This is a genomic window from Tatumella sp. JGM94, from assembly GCF_018257595.1.
In the GTDB taxonomy this organism is placed as follows: domain Bacteria; phylum Pseudomonadota; class Gammaproteobacteria; order Enterobacterales; family Enterobacteriaceae; genus Tatumella; species Tatumella punctata.
Window position 1 is genome coordinate 1 of sequence record NZ_JAERJN010000018.1, and the last position, 21,774, is coordinate 21,774.

At 51.7% G+C, this 21,774-nt stretch carries 19 protein-coding genes and 1 pseudogene; 4 read left to right on the top strand and 16 right to left on the bottom strand.

What is annotated here, in order from left to right; genetic code table 11:
• Positions 1 to 262 precede the first annotated feature (262 nt).
• Both JK216_RS13045 and JK216_RS13050 read right to left on the bottom strand, forming a co-directional pair.
• Positions 263 to 1,384, bottom strand: coding sequence for an MFS transporter (locus JK216_RS13045; RefSeq protein WP_212711942.1), 1,122 nt, complete (start codon positions 1,382 to 1,384; stop codon positions 263 to 265).
• A 42-nt stretch (positions 1,385 to 1,426) separates the two neighbouring features.
• Positions 1,427 to 2,407, bottom strand: coding sequence for an aldo/keto reductase (locus JK216_RS13050; protein WP_212711943.1), 981 nt, complete (start codon positions 2,405 to 2,407; stop codon positions 1,427 to 1,429).
• Positions 2,408 to 2,502: 95 nt separating this feature from the next.
• Between JK216_RS13050 and JK216_RS13055 the strand changes: the two genes are divergently transcribed.
• Positions 2,503 to 3,384, top strand: a complete 882-nt coding sequence (locus JK216_RS13055) for a LysR family transcriptional regulator (RefSeq protein ID WP_212710726.1) — start codon at positions 2,503 to 2,505, stop codon at positions 3,382 to 3,384.
• Positions 3,385 to 3,429: 45 nt separating this feature from the next.
• Here JK216_RS13055 and JK216_RS13060 read toward each other — a convergent pair.
• The 3 genes and pseudogenes from JK216_RS13060 to guaB form a co-directional block, all read right to left on the bottom strand.
• Positions 3,430 to 4,000, bottom strand: a pseudogene (locus tag JK216_RS13060) (IS3 family transposase); the annotation flags it as partial.
• A gap of 190 nt (positions 4,001 to 4,190) precedes the next feature.
• Entirely contained in the window at positions 4,191 to 5,771 is a 1,581-nt protein-coding gene (gene guaA / locus JK216_RS13065; protein WP_212708062.1) for a glutamine-hydrolyzing GMP synthase, read from the bottom strand.
• A 66-nt stretch (positions 5,772 to 5,837) separates the two neighbouring features.
• Entirely contained in the window at positions 5,838 to 7,304 is a 1,467-nt protein-coding gene (gene guaB / locus JK216_RS13070; protein WP_212708063.1) for an IMP dehydrogenase, read from the bottom strand.
• A 159-nt stretch (positions 7,305 to 7,463) separates the two neighbouring features.
• On the opposite strand from guaB, the gene xseA reads away from it, so the two are divergent.
• Together xseA and JK216_RS13080 are read left to right on the top strand one after the other, a co-directional pair.
• A complete protein-coding gene (gene xseA, locus JK216_RS13075) occupies positions 7,464 to 8,861 on the top strand; it encodes an exodeoxyribonuclease VII large subunit (RefSeq protein ID WP_212711944.1) in 1,398 nt (465 codons plus the stop codon).
• Between the two features lie 76 nt (positions 8,862 to 8,937).
• A complete protein-coding gene (locus JK216_RS13080; protein ID WP_212711945.1) occupies positions 8,938 to 9,876 on the top strand; it encodes an AraC family transcriptional regulator in 939 nt (312 codons plus the stop codon).
• On the opposite strand, the gene JK216_RS13085 is transcribed toward JK216_RS13080, so the two are convergent.
• The 10 genes from JK216_RS13085 to ndk form a co-directional block, all read right to left on the bottom strand.
• A complete protein-coding gene (locus JK216_RS13085) occupies positions 9,841 to 10,056 on the bottom strand; it encodes a zinc ribbon domain-containing protein (RefSeq protein WP_212708066.1) in 216 nt (71 codons plus the stop codon). The two genes, JK216_RS13080 and JK216_RS13085, sit on opposite strands and share 36 nt — an antisense overlap.
• 51 nt (positions 10,057 to 10,107) lie before the next feature.
• Positions 10,108 to 11,595: a ribosome biogenesis GTPase Der gene (der, locus tag JK216_RS13090; RefSeq protein ID WP_212708067.1), complete on the bottom strand. Its 1,488-nt coding sequence runs from the start codon at positions 11,593 to 11,595 to the stop codon at positions 10,108 to 10,110.
• A 172-nt stretch (positions 11,596 to 11,767) separates the two neighbouring features.
• Positions 11,768 to 12,949: an outer membrane protein assembly factor BamB gene (gene bamB / locus JK216_RS13095; protein ID WP_212708068.1), complete on the bottom strand. Its 1,182-nt coding sequence runs from the start codon at positions 12,947 to 12,949 to the stop codon at positions 11,768 to 11,770.
• 19 nt (positions 12,950 to 12,968) lie between these two features.
• Positions 12,969 to 13,586 carry a YfgM family protein gene (locus JK216_RS13100; RefSeq protein ID WP_212708069.1) on the bottom strand — a complete coding sequence of 206 codons (618 nt, stop codon included), beginning with the start codon at positions 13,584 to 13,586 and terminating at the stop codon, positions 12,969 to 12,971.
• 39 nt (positions 13,587 to 13,625) lie between these two features.
• Positions 13,626 to 14,900, bottom strand: a complete 1,275-nt coding sequence (gene hisS, locus JK216_RS13105) for a histidine--tRNA ligase (protein WP_212708070.1) — start codon at positions 14,898 to 14,900, stop codon at positions 13,626 to 13,628.
• 107 nt (positions 14,901 to 15,007) lie between these two features.
• The gene (gene ispG / locus JK216_RS13110) at positions 15,008 to 16,129 is read right to left on the bottom strand and encodes a flavodoxin-dependent (E)-4-hydroxy-3-methylbut-2-enyl-diphosphate synthase (protein ID WP_212711946.1); all 1,122 of its coding nucleotides are present in this window, start codon (positions 16,127 to 16,129) and stop codon (positions 15,008 to 15,010) included.
• A gap of 36 nt (positions 16,130 to 16,165) precedes the next feature.
• Complete coding sequence (gene rodZ, locus JK216_RS13115; RefSeq protein WP_212711947.1) at positions 16,166 to 17,170, bottom strand: cytoskeleton protein RodZ; 1,005 nt, start codon at positions 17,168 to 17,170, stop codon at positions 16,166 to 16,168.
• Positions 17,160 to 17,894, bottom strand: a complete 735-nt coding sequence (gene pilW, locus JK216_RS13120) for a type IV pilus biogenesis/stability protein PilW (protein ID WP_249213147.1) — start codon at positions 17,892 to 17,894, stop codon at positions 17,160 to 17,162. Before pilW ends, rodZ begins: the two co-directional genes overlap by 11 nt.
• Before the next feature lie 81 nt (positions 17,895 to 17,975).
• Positions 17,976 to 19,142 carry a bifunctional tRNA (adenosine(37)-C2)-methyltransferase TrmG/ribosomal RNA large subunit methyltransferase RlmN gene (locus JK216_RS13125; RefSeq protein WP_212708073.1) on the bottom strand — a complete coding sequence of 389 codons (1,167 nt, stop codon included), beginning with the start codon at positions 19,140 to 19,142 and terminating at the stop codon, positions 17,976 to 17,978.
• A gap of 193 nt (positions 19,143 to 19,335) precedes the next feature.
• Positions 19,336 to 19,767 carry a nucleoside-diphosphate kinase gene (gene ndk / locus JK216_RS13130; protein ID WP_038022177.1) on the bottom strand — a complete coding sequence of 144 codons (432 nt, stop codon included), beginning with the start codon at positions 19,765 to 19,767 and terminating at the stop codon, positions 19,336 to 19,338.
• A gap of 332 nt (positions 19,768 to 20,099) precedes the next feature.
• On the opposite strand from ndk, the gene sseA reads away from it, so the two are divergent.
• Positions 20,100 to 20,945, top strand: coding sequence for a 3-mercaptopyruvate sulfurtransferase (gene sseA, locus JK216_RS13135; protein ID WP_212711948.1), 846 nt, complete (start codon positions 20,100 to 20,102; stop codon positions 20,943 to 20,945).
• Positions 20,946 to 20,979: 34 nt separating this feature from the next.
• On the opposite strand, the gene sseB is transcribed toward sseA, so the two are convergent.
• On the bottom strand, positions 20,980 to 21,753 hold the full coding sequence (sseB, locus tag JK216_RS13140; protein WP_212711949.1) for an enhanced serine sensitivity protein SseB: 774 nt from the start codon (positions 21,751 to 21,753) through the stop codon (positions 20,980 to 20,982).
• Positions 21,754 to 21,774 lie beyond the last annotated feature (21 nt).

The window sequence follows — 21,774 nt, forward strand, 5'->3', positions numbered from 1 at the left end:
GAAGATGCACAGTGCCAGACGCTTACACGGGGAACCGCTATTCAGAGGTGAAAGGTAATGCCCCGGGCACGGATTGTTAAGGCCCGCGCCCCCGGGCCTTAACCCGTCCGCCGCAGTGCGGCTGCTGAGACTCCGCCACTGATGGCGGAAGGAAGATGCTCAGAGCCGGACGTTTACACGGGGAACCGTCATTCAGAGGTAAAAGGTAATGCCCCGGCACGGATGATTAAGGGCCGCGCCCTGTGATATTTGTTATCCCTGACTAAGGCTTTTTCAGCCGTAAGACCATCAGCATCCCCGTCAGCAACAGGGCTGCAGAGAAAAACGCTGTTCCCTGTACACCTCTGAAGGCCAGTAGCTGCCCGCCAGCCAGTGCTCCGGCACTCTGCAGTACCCATGTCTGTAAGCCGACAAAGATTATGGCAACAGCAGCGCCCCACAGTACCAGCAACAGTGTGACACTAGCCACAGGCAATGGCACAATGAATTTTATCCCCAGCAGTATCAGTGCTGAGGCACAGACCAGTAAACCGCCAGCAATTAGTGTTTTTAGATGACGGTCAATCAGCTTCCCGGCAATAACATTTCCTGTCAGTCCGGCAAGCCCTGAAGCCAGCAGTAACGCTGAAACGGAAGAGTCCGGCACTCCCTGAATACCGGTCAGTAAAAGCTGAATATAGGTGAATGCGGCAAAATGGGCGCTGATAATTACCGCTGTCGCCACGTATAATGCAGGGAGTTGCGGATTTCTAAACAGTCCGCGCCATAGATTGAGTTGCACTGCGGGTGGTGACGATAACGGAGGCAGTGTCCAGACCAGGGCGAAAGCCGTGATCAGTGATAACAGAGAAATAGCGCTGAAAGCATAGCGCCAGCCCTCTGAACTCGCCATTACACTGACCAGCGGCACGCCAAGTACACTGGCGGCTGACACTCCGCCAAAAATCACCGATGTTGCCAGCCCGAGCTGTTCGGTAGTCACCAGTTGGCCGACGATGCTACCTATGACCGCCCAGAACGCGCCGTGTGCAATGGCTCCGGCTATGCGCGCAGAAATAAATTCTCCCATTGTCTGAGAATGTGCTACCAGAAATGAGGACACGGCCAGTATCAGCATCAGGAGAACCAGTAACGGTTTACGGGGAAACCGGGCTGGCATCCAGGCTGAAAACAGAGCTGCCAGCGCCCCCGTCCAGCCATAGGCTGTTACTGCCAGCCCGGCCCCGGCCTCACTCTGATGCAGTCCGGTGGCTAACATTCCCAGCATCCCTACCGGTGCCAGTTCGCTTGTAACAATAGTAAAAGCGCTGATCCCCAAAGCAATAACTGCCAGCCAGCCACGTACCGCTCGCGGGCCGGCAGATAAAACTATTTCATTATTCATAAATTACCTTCAAAAACCTCAGAGAAACGAATCGGTTGCATTTCAGGCATTGATTCCTTTCATCCCTTCTGCGGTATAACGCTCTCCGGCGATCGGAATAGCCTCAAGCGCGGTCGTCAGTCCGGTTAATTCGGCAACCGTCAGTTGTATATCAAGCGCAGTGATGTTTTCACTCAGATGTTGCGGATTACAGGTACCCGGAATAGGTACAATGTTCTCCCCCTGATGCAGTAACCAGGCCAGAGCTATCTGTGAGGGGGTGCATTGTTTGCTTTCCGCAAGCGAGCTGATCAGCGCTACCAGAGAGTGATTCTTCGCCAGGTTCCCGGGCTGGAAACGGGGTAACTGACTGCGAAAATCCTTATCGGGCACCGGCTGATGCTGAAATCTGCCGGTCAGAAAGCCGCGGCCGAGTGGTGAATACGCGACAAAACCAATACCGAGAGCTTTACACAACGGCAATACACTGTGTTCAGCCTCACGGCTCCACAGTGAATATTCGGTCTGTACAGCAGCGACCGGGTGCACGGCATGAGCTCGCCTCAGGGTTTCAGCGCTGACTTCGCATAAGCCAATCTGTCCAATCTTTCCTTCTGCCACCAGTGTCGCCAGCCCCTGCATAGTTTCCTCAATCGGTGTACGGGGATCGATGCGATGCACGTAGTAAAGATCAATGTGATCGACACCGAGACGTTTAAGGGATGCTTCACAACTCTGTCGCGCATACTGCGGGCTATTACACAACCTGCGCCGGTATTCTCCGGGCTGACGAACAATGCCAAATTTAGTCGCCAGTCGGATATCAGGCTTACGGGTACGAATAAACTCACCAATTAGCATTTCGTTATGCCATGGCCCATAAGTATCTGATGTATCCAGAAAGTTAATCCCCTCAGAAACCGCATAATCCAATACCCGCATCGACGCCTGATCATTCCGTGGCCCATAAAATTCACTCATCCCCATGCAGCCGAGTCCCATGGCCGTGACCGTCAGTCCTGAATTTAAATGTCGTAATTTCATTGTGCTCTCCTTATCGGGAGTGCAGTATCATCCTTCCTGAAATGATAAAACAGAGCAGAAACTGGATAGCTGGTTTCCATTAACGGAAAAAGACAATGACTACTTCTTTTCACTGGGACGATATCCGGATCTTTCTGGCCGTCGCCCGGGCTGGCACTCTGAGTGCGGCCGCTGAAACAATGAATATCGGGATTGCCACTATTTCGCGTCGCCTTGAACGACTTGAGAGGTCACTCTCTGTGCCACTTTTCAGCCGTCACCAGAGCGGATATCGCTTAACAGATGACGGGGAAGCGCTGCTTGAACGTGCAGAAGCTCTGGAATATGCGGGCATGGCGCTTGCTGAGCATGCAAAGTTGCAGGAAAATGTTGCCGGAATGGTCAGACTGGCAACTTCAGATAATCTTGCCAGCCATTTCGTGATGCCATCACTGGCAGATTTACTCGGGCGCTACCCCGGCCTGCGGCTGGAAGTGCTCAGTGGTGTACAGTCAGTCAATCTTCACCGGCGGGATGCTGATTTAGCAATCCGTATGGTGAAGCCGGAAGCCGGTCACCTTACATTGAAACGGCTCGGAACAGTGGGTTTCGGTGTTTACGCGGCTGACAGTTACCTGACAGGTGCGGCTAATACGCCGCCGGATGAGACACACTATATTTCATGGGGAGACTCTCACCAGCATCTGCCCGCGGCACAATGGGTAACGCGTAAACTACGCGGTAAACCCTGCCGTGTGGCAGCAAATACCCTGACCTCTCAGGTCTCAGCCGTCAGCGCAGGCCTGGGTTTCGGAGTACTGCCGCATTTTATGGCACGGCAGCACAATTTGCGTTGTGTTGACCCGGATATCGGTGTTGATCAGGTCTTGTGGCTGGTGATGCATTCAGATCTTGCCGGTTCCCGGCGGGTAAGAGTGGTAGCTGATCATCTGATTGCACTGTTTGATGAAGTAAAACATCAGTTACTGTTACCCTGACGTAATTTTACTCACTGCTCTGCCAGAAGTGACAGCAAGGCCCCGACTGAACTCCCGGCTGGCTTTTGCCCTCAGTCCCTGACGATGCTGGCTGACGGCGATGGTTTTCACGTTATATTCCGGCTGTTCGGCTGCAAGACGCGGCGCACCATATTGTTGTTTTGCCGCACTGAACGCCCTGCGAACAGCATTATCGCAGTTAAGGCGGAACGGCTGACGCAGGCTGACCTGGTAACGGCGTTTGAACCAGGCATACCCGCCGCTGCAGGCGATACCTGGACCCGGCACATAGCCTTGATGCTGAACTCAGACTGATATTTTTCAATAAAAGACAGCCTTCATTTCAGGCGCTTCGCGAAGTCTGTCGCGGTCTTTTGGAGAATAGCCAGTTCCTCATCCCGTTCTGTCCGTTGCCGCTTTAACCGGGCATTTTTTGCGGCCAGTTCATTTTCACCTTCTGAAGAAGTGATTTGTTGCTGTTACTTACTGCGCCGGGTACAGAACTGCGATTCGTAAAGACTGAGCTGGCGGGCAGCAGCCACGCCGGGCTGCATCGAGGAATTCAGGTGTGTGTTTGTTTACGGGGCTTCTTGCTGGTTGATGTCGCTTTTGCCATGAGTCACCTCTGGCTGAAAGTTTACTCACTTAATCGTATGCCCACTATTGCGTGTAAGGTCAGACAACGACCTTGAAACTTACCGATCACTTCCCGTTACTAATCGCTGCCAGACACAAAAAAGCCCGCAGTGACGCGGGCTTAGAGGTACTTTACTGCTTTTACGTGCAGGCTGTTGCCAGACGCGAAATCATTCCCACTCAATGGTGGCCGGTGGTTTACCGCTGATATCGTATACGACACGCGAAATACCATCGACTTCATTGATGATGCGGTTAGATACACGGCCGAGGAAATCATACGGCAGGTGTGCCCAGTGAGCTGTCATAAAGTCGATAGTTTCGACAGCACGCAGAGATACCACCCAGTCGTACTTACGGCCATCACCCATCACACCGACCGAACGTACCGGCAGGAATACAGTAAAGGCCTGGCTGACTTTGTTATACAGATCAGCTTTGTGCAGTTCTTCAATAAAGATAGCATCGGCACGGCGCAGCAGATCACAGTACTCTTTTTTCACTTCACCCAGTACACGGACACCCAGACCAGGTCCCGGGAACGGATGACGGTACAGCATATCGTACGGCAGACCCAGTTCGAGACCGATTTTGCGCACTTCATCTTTAAACAGCTCTTTCAGTGGCTCAACCAGACCCATCTTCATTTCTTTCGGCAAGCCGCCCACATTGTGGTGTGACTTAATCACATGCGCTTTACCGGTAGCAGAGGCCGCTGATTCAATAACATCCGGGTAGATAGTCCCCTGAGCCAGCCATTTCACGTTATTCAGTTTCAGCGCTTCTTCGTCGAAAACTTCAACAAATACGCGGCCGATAGTTTTACGTTTCGCTTCAGGCTCATCAATACCTGCCAGTGCATCCAGGAAACGGTTTTCGGCATTGACATGTACAATGTTCAGCCCGAACTGGTCACCGAACATTTCCATCACCTGCTCAGCTTCGTTCAGACGTAACAGACCATTATCGACAAATACACAGGTCAGACGTGAGCCGATAGCACGGTGCAGTAACAGGGCAGTCACAGAAGAATCAACACCGCCTGACAGACCAAGGATCACATGGTCATCCCCTACCTGTTCACTGAGTCGGGCCACAGCATCATCGATGATTTTAGCCGGCGTCCACAGGGCTTCGCACTGACAAATATCCAGGACAAAGCGTTTCAGCAGTTCCTGGCCCTGACGGGTATGGGTAACTTCCGGGTGAAACTGTACGCCATAAAAACGTTTTTCTTCATTCGCCATAATGGCAAACGGACAGGTTTCGGTACTGGCTACCGTGACAAAGTCATCAGGGATCGCAGTCACTTTATCGCCGTGACTCATCCAGACATCCAGCAGCGGCGCACCCGCCTGGTTCAGGCTATCCTGAATCCCCTTCACCAGCGCACTGTCTGAGGTAATTTCAACCTGAGCAAAACCAAATTCACGCTCAGACGAGCCCTGAACCTGCCCCCCCAACTGCATTGCCATGGTTTGCATACCATAACAAACACCCAGAACCGGAACACCGGCAGTAAATACATACTCAGGAGCACGCGGGCTGTTTTGTTCGGTGGTACTTTCCGGCCCCCCGGAAAGGATAATGCCGTTAGGGTTAAACTGGCGGATTTGTTCTTCGGTGACATCCCAGGCCCACAGCTCACAGTATACGCCCAGCTCACGCACACGACGTGCCACCAGCTGAGTGTACTGAGATCCGAAATCAAGGATCAGGATACGATGTTTATGAATATTTTCCGTCGTCATTACAGTGTTCCAGGCAAAAATTACAGAGCGCCCGGCGATCAGCCAGGCGCGGGAAACAGAAAGAAATTAAGATCCGGTACGGTAGTTCGGTGCTTCTTTGGTAATAGTCACATCATGTACGTGACTTTCAGAAATCCCGGCACCACTGATACGTACAAATTCAGCCCTGGTACGCAGTTCATCAATTGTCTGACAACCGGTCAGGCCCATACATGACCGCAGGCCACCCATCTGCTGATGAATGATCGCTTTCAGATGGCCTTTATAAGCCACACGGCCTTCAATGCCTTCAGGAACCAGTTTATCCGCCGCATTATCCGACTGGAAGTAACGATCAGAAGAACCTTTAGACATCGCACCCAGTGAACCCATACCACGGTAAGACTTGAACGAACGGCCCTGATACAGTTCAATTTCTCCCGGAGACTCGTCGGTCCCTGCCAGCATTGAACCGACCATCACACAGGATGCACCGGCAGCAATCGCTTTGGCGATATCACCAGAGAAACGGATCCCGCCGTCAGCAATCACAGGAATACCGGTACCTTCCAGTGCATCCACCGCATCCGATACCGCACTGATCTGCGGAACACCGACGCCGGTCACAATACGGGTAGTACAGATAGAGCCAGGACCAATACCGACTTTAACCGCGCTGACACCGGCATCGGCCAGAGCTTTAGCCCCTGCTGCCGTAGCCACGTTACCGCCAATGATTTCCAGGTCAGGGTATTTTTCGCGGGTATTACGAATACGCTGTAATACACCTTCAGAATGGCCGTGGGAAGAGTCAATCAGCAGCACATCAACACCGGCAGCTACCAGCGCATCAACGCGTTCTTCATTACCGGCACCGGCACCCACCGCAGCACCGACCCGCAGGCGGCCATGACTGTCTTTACAGGCATTAGGCTTACGTTCGGCTTTCTGGAAGTCTTTCACCGTGATCATGCCCTGCAGATGGAACGCATCATCAACCACCAGCGCTTTTTCGATACGCTTTTCGTGCATCTTTTGCAGAACCACTTCACGGGAGTCGTTTTCTTTAACAGTAACCAGACGCTCTTTCGGAGTCATAACCGCAGAAACCGGCTGATTCAGATCGGTCACAAAACGCACATCACGACCGGTAATGATGCCGACCAGTTGCTTATCGACATTGACGACTGGATAACCGGCAAAACCATTCGCTTCAGTCAGACGTTTAACTTCAAGCAGCGTGGTGGAAGGCAGTACAGTTTGCGGATCAACGACCACGCCACTTTCATACTTCTTCACCTTACGAACTTCTTCAGCCTGACGTTCAATGGTCATATTCTTATGAATAAAGCCCAGACCACCTTCCTGTGCCAGCGCAATCGCCAGACGGGCTTCGGTCACGGTATCCATAGCAGCGGAAACCATCGGGATATTCAGACGGATATTTTTTGTCAGTCGGGTACCAAGTTCTGCGGTGTTCGGCAGGACGGTAGAGTGTGCAGGAACGAGTAAAACATCGTCAAACGTGAGGGCTTCTTTAATGATTCTTAGCATAGCAATATCTCGGCCTGGGAGTGATAAAATATTGCAGCGGAATTATACAGGGGCAGGACGCTTGCCTCCAGCTTTTTTTATAAAAAAGTCTTGATACTTATTCACGTCACTGTAGTATCGGTTGATTAACCCGCTGATTTATTATTTGATCTTCATCACATGTTGCACGACGAAAACGCCACAATTTTCTCTGTCAGCCGCCTGAATACAACGGTCCGCAAATTGCTGGAGCATGAAATGGGGCGTATCTGGCTGACAGCCGAGATATCCAACTTTACCCGGCCATCGTCAGGGCACTGGTACTTTACCCTGAAAGATGACAATGCTCAGGTGCGCAGTGCCATGTTCCGCAGCAGTAATCAGCGGGTCTCATTTCGTCCGCAGAACGGACAACAGGTCCTGGTTCGCGCCTCGGTTACCCTGTATGACCCGCGTGGTGATTATCAGCTGATTGTCGAGAGTATGCAGCCAGCGGGTGAAGGTCTGCTGCAACAACAGTTCACCGAGCTGAAAAGCCGTCTGCAGGCGGAGGGCTTGTTTGCCGCGGAGTATAAACAGCCACTGCCCTCACCGGCCCGTCAGGTCGGGGTAATTACGTCGGCGACCGGTGCCGCTCTGCACGATATCCTGCAGGTACTGCGCCGCAGGGATCCCTCATTACCGGTGATTATTTACCCCACTGCTGTTCAGGGTAATGAGGCGGTACCGGCCATAGTCCGGGCGATTGAACTGGCAAACCAGCGTAATGAGTGCGACATATTAATTGTCGGACGCGGTGGCGGTTCCCTTGAAGATTTATGGTGTTTTAATGACGAGCGGGTTGCCAGAGCCATATTCGCCAGCAGATTACCGGTCGTCAGCGCCGTAGGCCACGAAACCGATATCACTATCTGTGATTTTGTCGCTGATCTGCGGGCACCGACGCCGTCAGCCGCCGCAGAGCTGATTAGCCGTAATCAGACAGAACTGCTTCGCCAGTTGCTGTCAGCACAACAGCAGATGGAAATGGCGATGGATTACTACCTGGCCCGTCGTCAGCGTAGTTTCAGTCAGTTACAGCACCGCCTTCATCAGCAACATCCGCAATTACGTCTGACAAGACAACAAAACCTGTTACTGCAACAGCAGCGTCAGCTGCAGGCGGCGTTACAGCAGCAGTTACAGAAACACAACCTGCGCTTTGAACAGTTGTCACAGCGTTTACAACGCCACCAGCCACAGCCACTGCTTTATCAGGCGGCACAGGACCTGAGTCTGGTTCACTACCGGCTGAGGCAAGCGATGGAAAAACAGCTTAATGGCAGCCGGCAGAGATTTGGCACGCTGGCGGTACAGCTGGAAAGTACCAGCCCGCTGGCAACCCTTGCACGGGGGTTCAGTGTTACTACCAGCAGTAACGGTGATGTCATCAAAAATACCCGCCAGTTACAACGCGGTGATACCCTTCGCACCCGTCTGAACGATGGCTGGGTGGAAAGTGAGGTCACCGCAACAATGCCGGTCAGCCCGGCAAAAAAAACGCGTAAGCCTTCCTCCGGTCCGGCCAGTCAGTCATAACTGCGGTTAACTCAGCAAGATCGGTCAGGACAATCCCCTGGCCCCGCGACATACTCCACCGACAGGAGAAAATGCCATGCTGACAGACAAACAACGTTATACCACTGACTACCATAAACGCCTGACCCGGGTGCTGGAATATATCGACAGTCATCTTTGCGAGCCGCTGCTGCTGGAAAACCTCAGCAAAGTGGCCTGTTCTTCGCCTTTCCATTTTCACCGCCAGTTTACAGCCTATGCGGGGATCCCTCCCGGACGCTATATTCAGTTACTGCGCCTGCGTTATGCGTCATACCGGCTGGCATTTAATCCTTACCAGAAAATCACTGATATCGCGCTGGATACGGGGTTTACACATGCTGAATCATTCAGCCGTGCCTTTAAACAGGTGTTCGGAATGACCCCCGGAGAATTTCGTCACCGGCCCGGCTGGCTGCGGTGGTATCAGTGTATGCCCCGCCCCCCGATGATGAGGAGAGAAAACATGTTACAGGTGACGATTGTTAGCGTTGCGGATATACAGACAGCCATGCTGACCCACTGCGGAACACCGGAAGCAATTAACGAAACAGCGACACGGTTTGTTGCCTGGCGGAAAGCGTCCGGTTTATCGCCGGTAAGCCGCAGCCGGACATTTGGTATTGCCCCGGATGATCCGACATGCTGCGACCCGCAGAGATTCCGTTTTAAGATTTGCGGCGAGGTGACGGCCCCCATCCCCGAAGATAATAGTTATGGTGTCCTGAACAGTACCATCCCGGGCGGCCGCTGTGCGGTAGTCCGGCACCGGGGATCCCACGACCAGCTGACCGGGATTGCGCAGTCACTCTATCGCGACTGGCTGCCTGGCAGCGGGGAGACCTTGCGTGATTTCCCGTTATATTTTCACTACCATAATTTTGTACACCAGGTTTCAGAGCATCAGTTGATCACGGATATTTACCTGCCACTCAGTGCTGAGCAGCCACCCGGCCCCGCCTTACGCCTCAGCCAGCCAGAGCACCCGGCTGGATGACAGCAGGCCATGCTGCTGGCAAAAGAAGTCGACCGCGCCGCAGGCTTTCAGTACCTGCAGCGGTGTACGGCATTCAGGACAGTAAGCAACCTTGCGGAAGTCAATACCACAGCGTGGGCAGTGCAGAGCTTCCCCCTGTGTGGTGAGCTCTGACTGACAGTGACAACATAACAAAGCCATATGCATTCTCCTGATCAAAAAAGAGGGCATAACAGCCCTCTTTCCCGATAATTAACGCTTATTCTTTTTCAGATGTGACATCAGACGCTGACGTTTACGCTGCTGGGTCGGCGTCAGTAAATTACGCTTACCTGCATACGGGTTATCCCCTTCCTTAAACTGAATACGGATCGGTGTGCCCATAACATTCAGTGAACGGCGGAAATAGTTCATCAGATAACGTTTATAAGAATCCGGCAGGTCTTTTACCTGATTCCCGTGGATCACCACAATCGGCGGGTTATACCCACCGGCATGAGCATATTTCAGTTTTACACGTCGTCCGCGAACCAGTGGCGGCTGGTGATCGTCTGCAGCCATATTCATCACACGGGTCAGCAGTGAAGTATTTACCCTGCGGGTCGAACTGTCGTAGGCTTCGGTAATTGACTCAAACAGATTACCTACACCACTGCCATGCAGGGCAGAAATAAAGTGAACACGGGCAAAATCAATAAACCCTAACCGGTAGTCGAGGGCTTCTTTAACTTCCTCTTTGATTTCCTGAGAAAGACCATCCCATTTATTGACGACAATAACCAGCGAACGCCCACTGTTAAGGATAAAGCCCAGCAGAGAAAGATCCTGATCTGAAATACCTTCATGAGCATCAATCACCAGCAGGACAACGTTAGCATCTTCAATTGCCTGTAATGTTTTGATGACCGAGAATTTTTCTACCGTATCCGTCACTTTACCGCGTTTACGAACCCCGGCAGTATCAATCAATATATATTCACGATCATCACGTTCCATCGGAATATAAATACTGTCGCGGGTGGTACCCGGCATATCATAAACCACCACCCGATCTTCGCCGAGAATACGGTTAGTCAGGGTTGATTTACCGACGTTCGGACGGCCGACAATTGCCAGTTTGATCGGCAGGGTCGTCGGATCAAAGTCGTCTTCTTCATCTTCCGGAATGGTGTCATTCTCTTCGGCTTCCAGGGCGGCCCAGTATGCCGCATTTTCCTGCTCTTCCGTCAGAGTTTCAATTTCCGGGGTTTCCATCCACGGCTCAAGTACCGCTTCCAGCAGGTTATGCACACCACGACCATGGGTTGCAGCAATCGGATGAATATCGCCCATTCCCAGTGAGTAGAAATCAAGTACGGCATTCTCCGGGTCCATGCCGTCAGTTTTGTTCGCCACCAGGAAGGTAGGTTTTTGACGGGTACGTAAATGCCGGGCAATCTGTTCATCGGCAGGCATCACCCCGGCGCGGGCATCGACCAGGAACAGGACGATATCAGCCTCTTCGATGGCCATCAGTGACTGGGCAGCCATCCGGTTTTCAACGCCTTCTTCCATGCCATCGATACCTCCGGTATCAATAACAATATATTCCTGGCCCTCAACTTCTGCGCGTCCGTACTTACGATCACGTGTCAGACCAGGGAAATCCGCTACAAGCGCATCGCGGGTACGCGTTAACCGGTTAAAAAGAGTGGATTTTCCTACGTTGGGGCGTCCAACAAGCGCGACCACAGGTACCATAATAAAGCCTCATTACAAAAAATTTCGACCGAATCCGGAGATTATAACGATTCCTGATGCAGAGTTCAGACTATTCAGCAGAAAATCTTCAGGTCGAAGAAAAACGAAACGGCCCCTGTATCACAGGAGCCGTCATTAGCAGGTATTTCTATACCGTATTTTTAACCGTTACTCAGCGCTTAAACGCGTAAACCTCACCTTTTTTCGCCTGAATAATCAGCTTATCTCCGGCAACAATAGGGTTGGTCTGGAAACCGGAACTGTCTGCTTTCTGCTGAGCAACAAAGCGGCCATCAGCAGTATTGATCCAGTGCAGATAGCCCTCTGCATCACCGACGACCAGATAACCGTCATACAGTACCGGTGCAGTCAGATTACGGTGCAGTAATTCACTTTGACGCCAGATAGCAACACCACCATCAGTCGCGACGGCATCGACACGATCGTTCTGGTCAACCAGATAAATACGGCCATTATCGACAATAATATTTTTTACGCCACCGGTTTCACGTTTCCACAGTACTTGCCCTGAACGCAAGTCCAGCGCGGATAAGTTACCGTTATACGCCAGCGCGTAAACAACGCCGTTAACAATAACCGGCGTTACATCCACATCACTCAGGCGATCAATTTCGGTTGCACCGCCTGGCTGAGAAATACGCTGCTGCCAAATCATCTGGCCCTGGTTCATAATGACCGCACTGACACGGCCGTTATCACCACCGACAATCGCGCCACCAAAAGCAACCGCTGGCGCGGATTCACCGCGTAACGACAGTGCCGGCACATCCAGATTGACCATCCATTTACTGGCGCCGGTATTCTGGTCAAGGGCCTGCAGGATGCCATTGCTGGTATGGATTAATACCAGCCCGTCGCTGACCACCGGGTGCGACAGAGCTTCACCGGCAACCGGCACTTTCCATGCAACTGAACCGTCACTGCTATTCAGGGCAAAAACTTCACCGTGTTCACTGCCGATGTATAGCAGACCACCCTGAACGGTAATCCCCCCGGACAGCATTGCCGAAATATTCGAAGAGAAGAATCCGGTACGGGTGGAAAGGTCAACCTTCCATTTCTGCTTACCGGTATCGGCATCCAGTGCTTCAACAATACCAAAACGATCGGCAGCATAGACTGTATTGTCCTGCCATGCAGGGTGAAGGTTGGAATAGAAATCACCCACCCCGTCTCCTACCGATTTATCCCACACCTGAACCGGCGTGAACTGATTTTCCACTTTAGGCAGTGGCGACATTTTCACCACATCTTCTTCGCCACTGAATAGCGAACAACCGCTGAGCAAAGTGACCGAAAACAGTCCCGGCAGCAGGTATTTACGTAATTCCATGCGCTCTCTCTTTACCGTCTTAGCTTAAATTATTTAATTTCATCTGCATCATTTGTTTCAGTGCAGGTGAAGCATCAGAATCAATACCTTTGCTCCAGGCTGCCCGGGCCCCGGCTTTATCGCCTTTGCTCAGCAAAGCCTCACCGCGGATATCCGCAGACAGAGCCGTCCAGCTATCCCCTTTAATACTGTCGAGGGTTTTTAGCGCATCATCAGCCTGATTCTGCTGCAACTGCAAACGTGCCAGACGTAAGCGCATTACCGCCTGAAGATTCGCATCATCGCTGTCTTTAATGCCCTGCTGTAACTGCACAGCCGCTTTATCAGGATGACCTGTGTCTGCATAAATCTTCGCCAGGTCCATAGCGGCTAATGCGCCGTAAGAACCCTGAGTCTGATTAACAAAAGCCGCAACGGCTTCCAGTGTTTCCGGTTTATCAGCGTTCATTGCCTCAGACAGTTGCTGGTAACGGGCTGAACTCTCCAGGGCATTACTTTCCTGATGGCTCATCCAATAACGCCAGCCACCCAGGGCTGCGATACCAATTACTAATCCTGCTGCCAGTGCCTTACCATTACTGGTAAAGAAATGTCTGAGAGCATTAGTCTGTTCCTGTTCTGTGCTGTAAACTTCCACGCCATCCTACTCCTGTCAAAGCTTAATAATATCTGCCGGTTACTGTAATACGTTCAGTAATACGCCAGATACGTCATCCCGGTTAACGGTTTGCTGGTCGCCGGAGCTCAGGTCTTTGATCACAACCTGGTTGTTTTTCACTTCCTCTTCACCCAGCACCAGGGCCACCCGGGCTCCCCACTTATCGGCACGGGCAAATTGTTTTTTGAAGTTACCGCCACCAAAATTGGTCATAACTTTCATTTCCGCGCTGGCATCACGCAGATCTTCGGCCAGCTGCATCGCTGCTGACTGCACACCGGCACCTGAAGCGATAACATAGACATCGACTTTACGGGTCGGTTCAAAATCCGGGTTAACTGCCTGAACTAAAAGTACCAGACGTTCCAGTCCCATCGCAAAACCAACGGCCGGCGTTGCTCTGCCACCCAGTTGTTCTACCAGACCATCATAACGTCCACCGGCACATACAGTCCCTTGTGAACCCAGGCTGTTGGTCACCCATTCAAATACAGTGCGGTTATAGTAGTCCAGCCCGCGGACCAGACGCTGATTGACCGTGTAACTGATACCGGCATCATCCAGTAAGGCACACAGACCATCAAAGTGTTCACGTGATTCCGGGTCCAGGTAGTCACCTAACTGAGGTGCATCGTTCAGCAGTTGCTGAATATCCTGGTTTTTACTGTCCAGCACCCGCAGCGGATTGCTGTACATACGGCGTTTACAGTCATCATCCAGAGCCTCTTTATGCTGCTCAAGAAAAGCGACCAGTGCATCACGGTAGTTTGCACGGGCTTCCAGCGAGCCAATAGAGTTCAGTTCCAGACGGACATGTTCAGCGATACCCAGAGCTTTCCACCAGCGGGCTGTCATCATAATCAGCTCAGCATCAATGTCCGGACCCTTCAGGCCGAAAACTTCCGCACCAATCTGATGAAACTGACGGTAGCGCCCTTTCTGCGGACGCTCATAACGGAACATCGGCCCGATGTACCATAACCGCTGTTCCTGGTTATATAACAGACCATGCTCAATACCCGCACGTACACAACCGGCAGTGCCCTCAGGACGCAGCGTCAGACTATCGCCATTACGGTCATCAAAGGTATACATCTCTTTCTCAACGACATCGGTAACTTCACCGATCGCACGTTTGAACAGAGGTGTTTGTTCAACAATCGGCAGACGGATTTCGCTGAAACCATAACCCGCCAGTACCTGCTTAAGGACCTGCTCAATTCGTTGCCAAAGTGCGGTATCTGCTGGCAGATAATCATTCATTCCGCGGATAGCCTGGATATTCTTCGCCACGTCAAAATCTCTTAAAACAAAAAACCTGTCCGGCATCATACCTTATCGGGCTGATACCGCACAGGAGCAATCATCAAACGATACATTCCCTGAGGAATGCATCACCTTTATTTCTCAACCTGGCGGACAGTAATCCGGTGATTTTCGTCAAGCATTGAAGCTTTAGCCCGGATACGCGCTTCAAGTTGTTCAATCATATCGCTGTTATCCAGCCGGTCACGTTGCCGGACACCGTCTTCATAAAACCCGCTTTTTTTGCTGCCGCCGGTAACGCCAAGTGTCGATACAGTGGCTTCACCCGGTCCGTTAACCACGCAGCCAATGATAGAAACATCCATCGGGGTGATAATATCTTCAAGACGTTGTTCCAGTGCATTCACGGTACCGATCACATCAAACTCCTGACGTGAACAGGTCGGGCAGGCAATGAAGTTGATCCCGCGGGCACGGATACGTAATGATTTCAGGATATCAAAGCCGACTTTAATCTCTTCGACCGGATCGGCAGCCAGGGAAATACGCAGTGTGTCACCAATACCTTCAGATAACAGTAACCCCAGACCAATCGCAGATTTAACCGACCCGGCACGTGCGCCACCGGCCTCAGTGATCCCGAGGTGCAGAGGCTGATCAATCTGTTTTGCCAGCAGACGATAAGACTCGACAGCGAGAAACACATCCGAGGCTTTCACACTGACTTTAAACTGATCGAAATTAAGCCGGTCCAGATGATCAACATGGCGCATAGCCGACTCCAGCAATGCCTGAGGCGTCGGCTCGCCATATTTTTCCTGCAGATCTTTTTCCAGTGAGCCGGCATTTACCCCGATACGAATCGGAATATTATGGTCACGGGCACAGTCAACTACCTGACGGATACGTTCATTATTGCCGATATTCCCCGGGTTGATACGTAAACAGTCAACACCATACTCGGCCACTTTCAGGGCAATACGGTAGTCAAAGTGAATATCTGCCACCAGCGGCACACTGACACGTTGTTTAATCAGACGGAAAGCTTCAGCAGCATCCATGGTTGGCACAGACACACGAACAATATCAGCACCTACCCGCTCCAGAGCTTTAATCTGAGCAACGGTAGCTTCGACATCAGTCGTACGGGTATTGGTCATCGACTGGACGGCAATAGGCGCTCCGTCGCCGACTGGCACCTTACCAACATAAATCCGCGTGGATTTACGACGGTTTATTGGAGCCTGGTTATGCATATTTTTTCTCCACAAGTCCTCTGCAATGGCGCGCTATTATGCACCAACTGTCAGGCGGGCGACCTGGTTATTACGAATAAAACGATTTAAATCAACAGGCTGACCACGGAACTGTACAGAAACAGCTGAGGGTGCGCCAATTTTTAAGCGATACGGCGTTTTGCCTTTCAGGTTCAGGCTGCTTCCCTTACGTTGTAAACCACTAAACAGTTTACGGCCGGTTACATCAGTCACTTCCAGCCAGCAGTCTCCGTTAAAGTTCATTACCAGTGCATCTGAACTGGCGGCTGTGGTATCTGCAGCTGCTGTCGCAGGGGCCGAAGCGGTAGTATCCGGCGCCTGAGGAGCCTGAGCAACGGCAGGCGGACTGGCCGGTAAAGAGGTCTGTGACGGAGAAACCGCGACCGGCTGAGCTGGCGTCTGTGGTGGTGCCGGTGTCTCAGCAGCAGGTGCCGGGGTATTTTCAGGCGCAGCAGGTGCTGTGTTCTCTGTATCCAGAGGCACCGGGGTTGAGCCTGTCGCTGAACTGTCGTCGGCCGACAGAGGGATAGATTGTTCATTACCGCCGCCGGATGATACTTCTGACGCGGAATCCGTCATCGCCGCCATATCCGCCTGAGAGGCTTTGTGGTTCTGCCACCACCAGGCAACAGTAAGGCCCACCACGACAAGGATAACCAGCACGGTAAATGTTGTCAGCATGCCATCGCGTTTCTTGCGCCGGCTGCTGCTGCCAAGGGAGATATTGTGCATAGGGGTAATTTTTGCCGAACGCACCGGTGCCTGTTTAGAGAGCATCGGCAAAATATCATCTTCAGGGACATTCACCAGCCGGGCATAAGAGCGTATATAACCGCGTAAGAAAGTCGCGGCTAAATCAGTCGGTGAGTTGTCCTCCTCGATATCACGTACCGTGGACACTTTCAGGCAAAGACGTTCCGCAACATTTTGTTGCGTCAGCCCTTTGGATTCACGGGCTAAACGCAGACGTTCACCTGTGGACGGGACTGCAGATTTTTCTTGGGTGGCTTCAGTATTCATTAGCTAAATAACGCTGGTACTGTATCGAAAGTGGATAAACCCGCGCTAACTGGTCACCGTAACGCTTCACGTCACTGGTGGCATTTTGTCGCGCGGCGTAAAGAATCTTTAACCATAAACTCTCTGCACTGGCAGAGCGTTGCTGGTGATAAATCTCTAACAACAACCGTGTATCCGCAAATTTCTGTTGTTCCAGCCGTCGGCCGGCTTCTTCAAGCAATTTACCGGCTGCAGAATTTTCAGCAACAACCGCCTGCGACAAACTATCAGCCGCCTGGCGGGTATCCCCCGCATCCAGAAAACACCTTCCTGAAAACAGTAGTGCCTGAATCCGGCTGCCGGTTTCATCAGCCTGCATTGCCGCTAAGAAACGGGACTGTGCTTTATCATACTGCCTTAAAGAACACAGAAACGCACCGTAATTATTAAGCACATAGCCATTTTCCGGTGCAATTTCCTCTGCCCGGGTGTACCAGACAGCCGCCTCGTCATTATCGCCCTGAGCCTGATAAAGCCGGGCCAGTCCCAGCACAGGCCGGTAATCTTCTGCCGCTGCCAGTCTGGCTCGTTGCAGGTTCCGTTCGGCGGCAGAATACTCCCCTGCCACCAGATATTGCAGGCCTAACTGTAACCGCACCGGTGAAACTGACGGCGGACGGCTGCAACCGCTAACAACTACCGAAACTGCCAGCAATGCAGTGGTCATCCATGATTTTGTTAACATCCTCTGTCTCCATGCTCATCCTGACGAAGCTATAAGCCATACAGATGACAGAGGATCAATTAAACTAAGAACCGTATAAGCTTAGACTGCCTTCACAGAGATTTCTTCACCGGCTGCTTTTTTGCGTAAAGTCCGCTTTGTACGGTCAATAACATCCCCGGCTAACTGCCCACAGGCAGCATCAATATCGTCACCGCGGGTTTTACGCACAATAGTGGTGAAACCATAATCCATCAGTACTTTCGAAAAACGGTCAACACGGCTATTAGAGCTGCGGCCATAAGGCGCACCCGGGAAGGGGTTCCATGGGATCAGGTTGATCTTACAAGGGGTGTTTTTCAGCACTTCTGCCAGTTGATGAGCGTGATCGGTGCTGTCATTAACATGATCCAGCAAGACATACTCAATAGTTACACGGCCCTGATTGGCGTTAGACTTTTCCATATAGCGTTTGACCGACTGCAGGAAAGTCTCGATATTATATTTTTTGTTAATTGGCACAATTTCATCACGCAATGCATCATTCGGCGCATGCAGGGAAATAGCCAGTGCCACATCAATCATATCACCCAGCTTATCCAGTGCCGGAACCACCCCCGATGTCGACAGGGTTACGCGACGTTTAGATAATCCGAAACCAAAGTCGTCCAGCATGATTTCCATCGCCGGGACAACATTATTCAGGTTCAGTAACGGCTCACCCATGCCCATCATTACCACATTGGTAATCGGACGCTGGCCGGTTACTTTGGCCGCACCAATAATTTTCGCTGCCCGCCACACCTGACCAATAATTTCCGACACGCGCAGGTTACGGTTAAAACCCTGTTGTGCGGTAGAACAGAATTTACATTCCAGTGCACATCCGACCTGTGAGGAAACACAAAGTGTCGCGCGGTCATTTTCAGGAATATAAACCGTTTCTACCAGCTGGTCACCGACGCGGATTGCCCACTTAATGGTACCATCAGACGAGCGCATTTCTTCAGCCACTTCCGGCGCACGAATTTCGGCGACCTGGCTCAGTTTCTGCCTCAGGACTTTGTTGATATCTGTCATCTGCTCAAAGTCATCACTGCAATAGTGATAAATCCATTTCATTACCTGATCGGCACGAAATGGCTTTTCCCCGAGTTCAAGAAAGAATTCACGCATTTGCTGGCGGTTTAAATCCAGCAGGTTGATTTTAGCTTTGGGTGTCGCAGTGACAGGGGTTACGGATACAGGAGTTGCTGCAGGTTCGGACATAATAATCTCTGGCCTCGTTGTTACACGTTATGGCTCGGTTATGGATAGACAGTTTAATAAAGAAACACCCCTGCAGAAATATTCTGCAGGGGTGCTTATTGTACATTATCTGTTGCGGGATGCCATTCAGGGTTGCCCCGTTCACTGACTATTTTGTCACTGTGTGTTTACAGTCATTTCCCGCAGGGACAGATTAACGGGTACGCGGGCAAACTTCACCTTCAGCGAAGAAGTAAGCAATTTCACGTGCTGCAGATTCCTGAGAATCAGAACCGTGAGTTGCGTTCTCGGTGAAGCTGTCAGCGTAATCTGCGCGTAAAGTACCCGCCAGAGCGTTATCCGGGTTAGTTGCACCCATCAGGTCACGGTGACGCTGTACTGCGTTTTCACCTTCCAGTACAGAGACAACAACCGGACCAGAGGTCATGAATTCTACCAGACCGTCAAAGAAAGGACGGCCTTTGTGTTCTGCGTAAAAACCTTCAGCCTGCTCTTTGGTCAGGTGCAGCATTTTTGCAGCAACAATTTTGAAGCCAGCGCTTTCAAAACGGTTATAGATAGCACCAATCACGTTTTTAGCGACAGCGTTTGGCTTGATAATAGAAAACGTACGTTCGATTGTCATTTTGACCTCAGTCTGAACTTTCACAGTATGTCGCACAGAATAATTATTGCGGCCTGAAAACAGAATACGAAATAACCGTTCCGGCGAAGAAACGGCGCAAATTATAGGGGGCTATGCCGCTATTGCCTACGGTAAATCGTGTTTTTTTTAAAAAAATCATCGCCTGATCAGCAGATTGGTGGATAGATGAACAAAATACCTGTCTTTCACCGGCCGGATAAATCCCTGCCCGCGTAAAAGTATGACAGTTGTTGTCTTTTTCCTGCGCCGGAACTTGAGCTGACAGATAAAATCACCGACACTCAGAACACCCTAATTCCACAGGAGAGGCTATGAATCCGGCAATTTTTGTAACTACCGCATGGCTGGCTGAGCATCAGCATGATCAGCATCTGCAAATACTGGATGCCAGAATGCTGCCACCGGGCCAGGAACTGACGCGAGATATTGACCGTGAATACCAGGCCGGACATATCCCCGGAGCACCCTTCTTTAATATTGAAGCATTGTCCGACCACAATAGCCCCTTCCCGCATATGATGCCACGGCCGGAGGCCTTTGCGGTTGCTATGCGTGAACTGGGGGTGGACAGTGATAAACACCTGGTGGTATATGACGATGGCAGCCTGTTTTCAGCGCCGCGTGCATGGTGGATGCTGCGCCACTTTGGGGTCTCTCAGGTCTCGATCCTCGCCGGCGGATTGCAGGCATGGAAAGAGGCCGGGCTACCGACAGAGACCGGGATCCCTCAACTGGCCGAAGGTGTTTTTGATGCCAGGCCACAGCAGGGGCAAATCAGCCGGCTGAATGATGTATTACTGGCCAGCCACGAAGGTAGTGCTCAAATCATTGATGCACGAGCCGCCCCTCGTTTTAACGGCGAGGTGGATGAGCCCCGGCTGGGTCTGAAACGAGGCCATATCCCGGGCAGCCTGAATATTCCCTGGAATAGTCTGGTACAGAACGGACAGTTACTCAATGACGAACAACTGCGCAAGGTGTTCGAGGCCGCGGGTGTGGATATCCGCCGACCGGTGATCGCCAGCTGTGGTTCAGGTGTTACCGCCGTGGTACTGATTGCTGCCTTAACCCGTCTTGGTCAGCAACAGGTCAGCCTCTACGACGGTGCCTGGGGAGAATGGGGCAGCAGAGACGACCTGCCCGGGGTGCAATTGTAATAACCTGTATTTTCCGGGGCACCCGTCCCCGGATTTATAAAATGCGCTGCCCGCCGTTTAACGCCAGTCCGCGCAGAAAACTGCCATGGGGCCGCTGATAGAACGGTATTATATGGGCGCTGAAGAAGTGACTGATACCTTCAGATGACTCCCGGACCTCACAGAAATCGATCACCCCATCATCAGGAAGCGTATCCATAGCCACGTGCCCGGCCGCCTGAATAATATCATCCAGATCGTCGCTGGCTTCGATACCGATCAATAAATTCCCGGGTTGCTCCGGTGTTTCTTTACACCATGCAATAAAGGCCCTGCGAACCGGTTTATATGTACTGAACAGTTTTTTCAGCGAGTCTGTCAACTGTTGCGGAGGCTGCTCAACGGCCGACAGTAATAACGTCTGCCCCTGTTCGCGGACACTGAGCTCAGTTAACGCGTTACCAGCCCCCGATAACAGCGCATCTATTTCTGCTACCGTAAATTCTTTCCCGCTGTCACGCCCCGGATTCAGAAACAGGATTTCGCCACGGGTCATTTCAAACAGTGCCCGGGTACTGAGGCTGAAACCTGCTTTTTTCGCCCCGCCCGCTTCGGTAAAGGCGGCTTCTGAGGTGAAGAACGGTATCACAGGCTGTCCGTCCTCTTTTTCCCAGTATTCAAGATCACAGATCGTACTCTGTTCTGTGCTTCCCGCATTGTTACTGCCGATAACCCAGACATCAGACTGCATCAGCCGCTGAAAAAATTCAGGACGATGGGCCGGTTCTGTTGCCGCTTTAGTTAACAATTCTTCAAGAGATATCTGCATTTTATCTGCCCGAAAATAAGG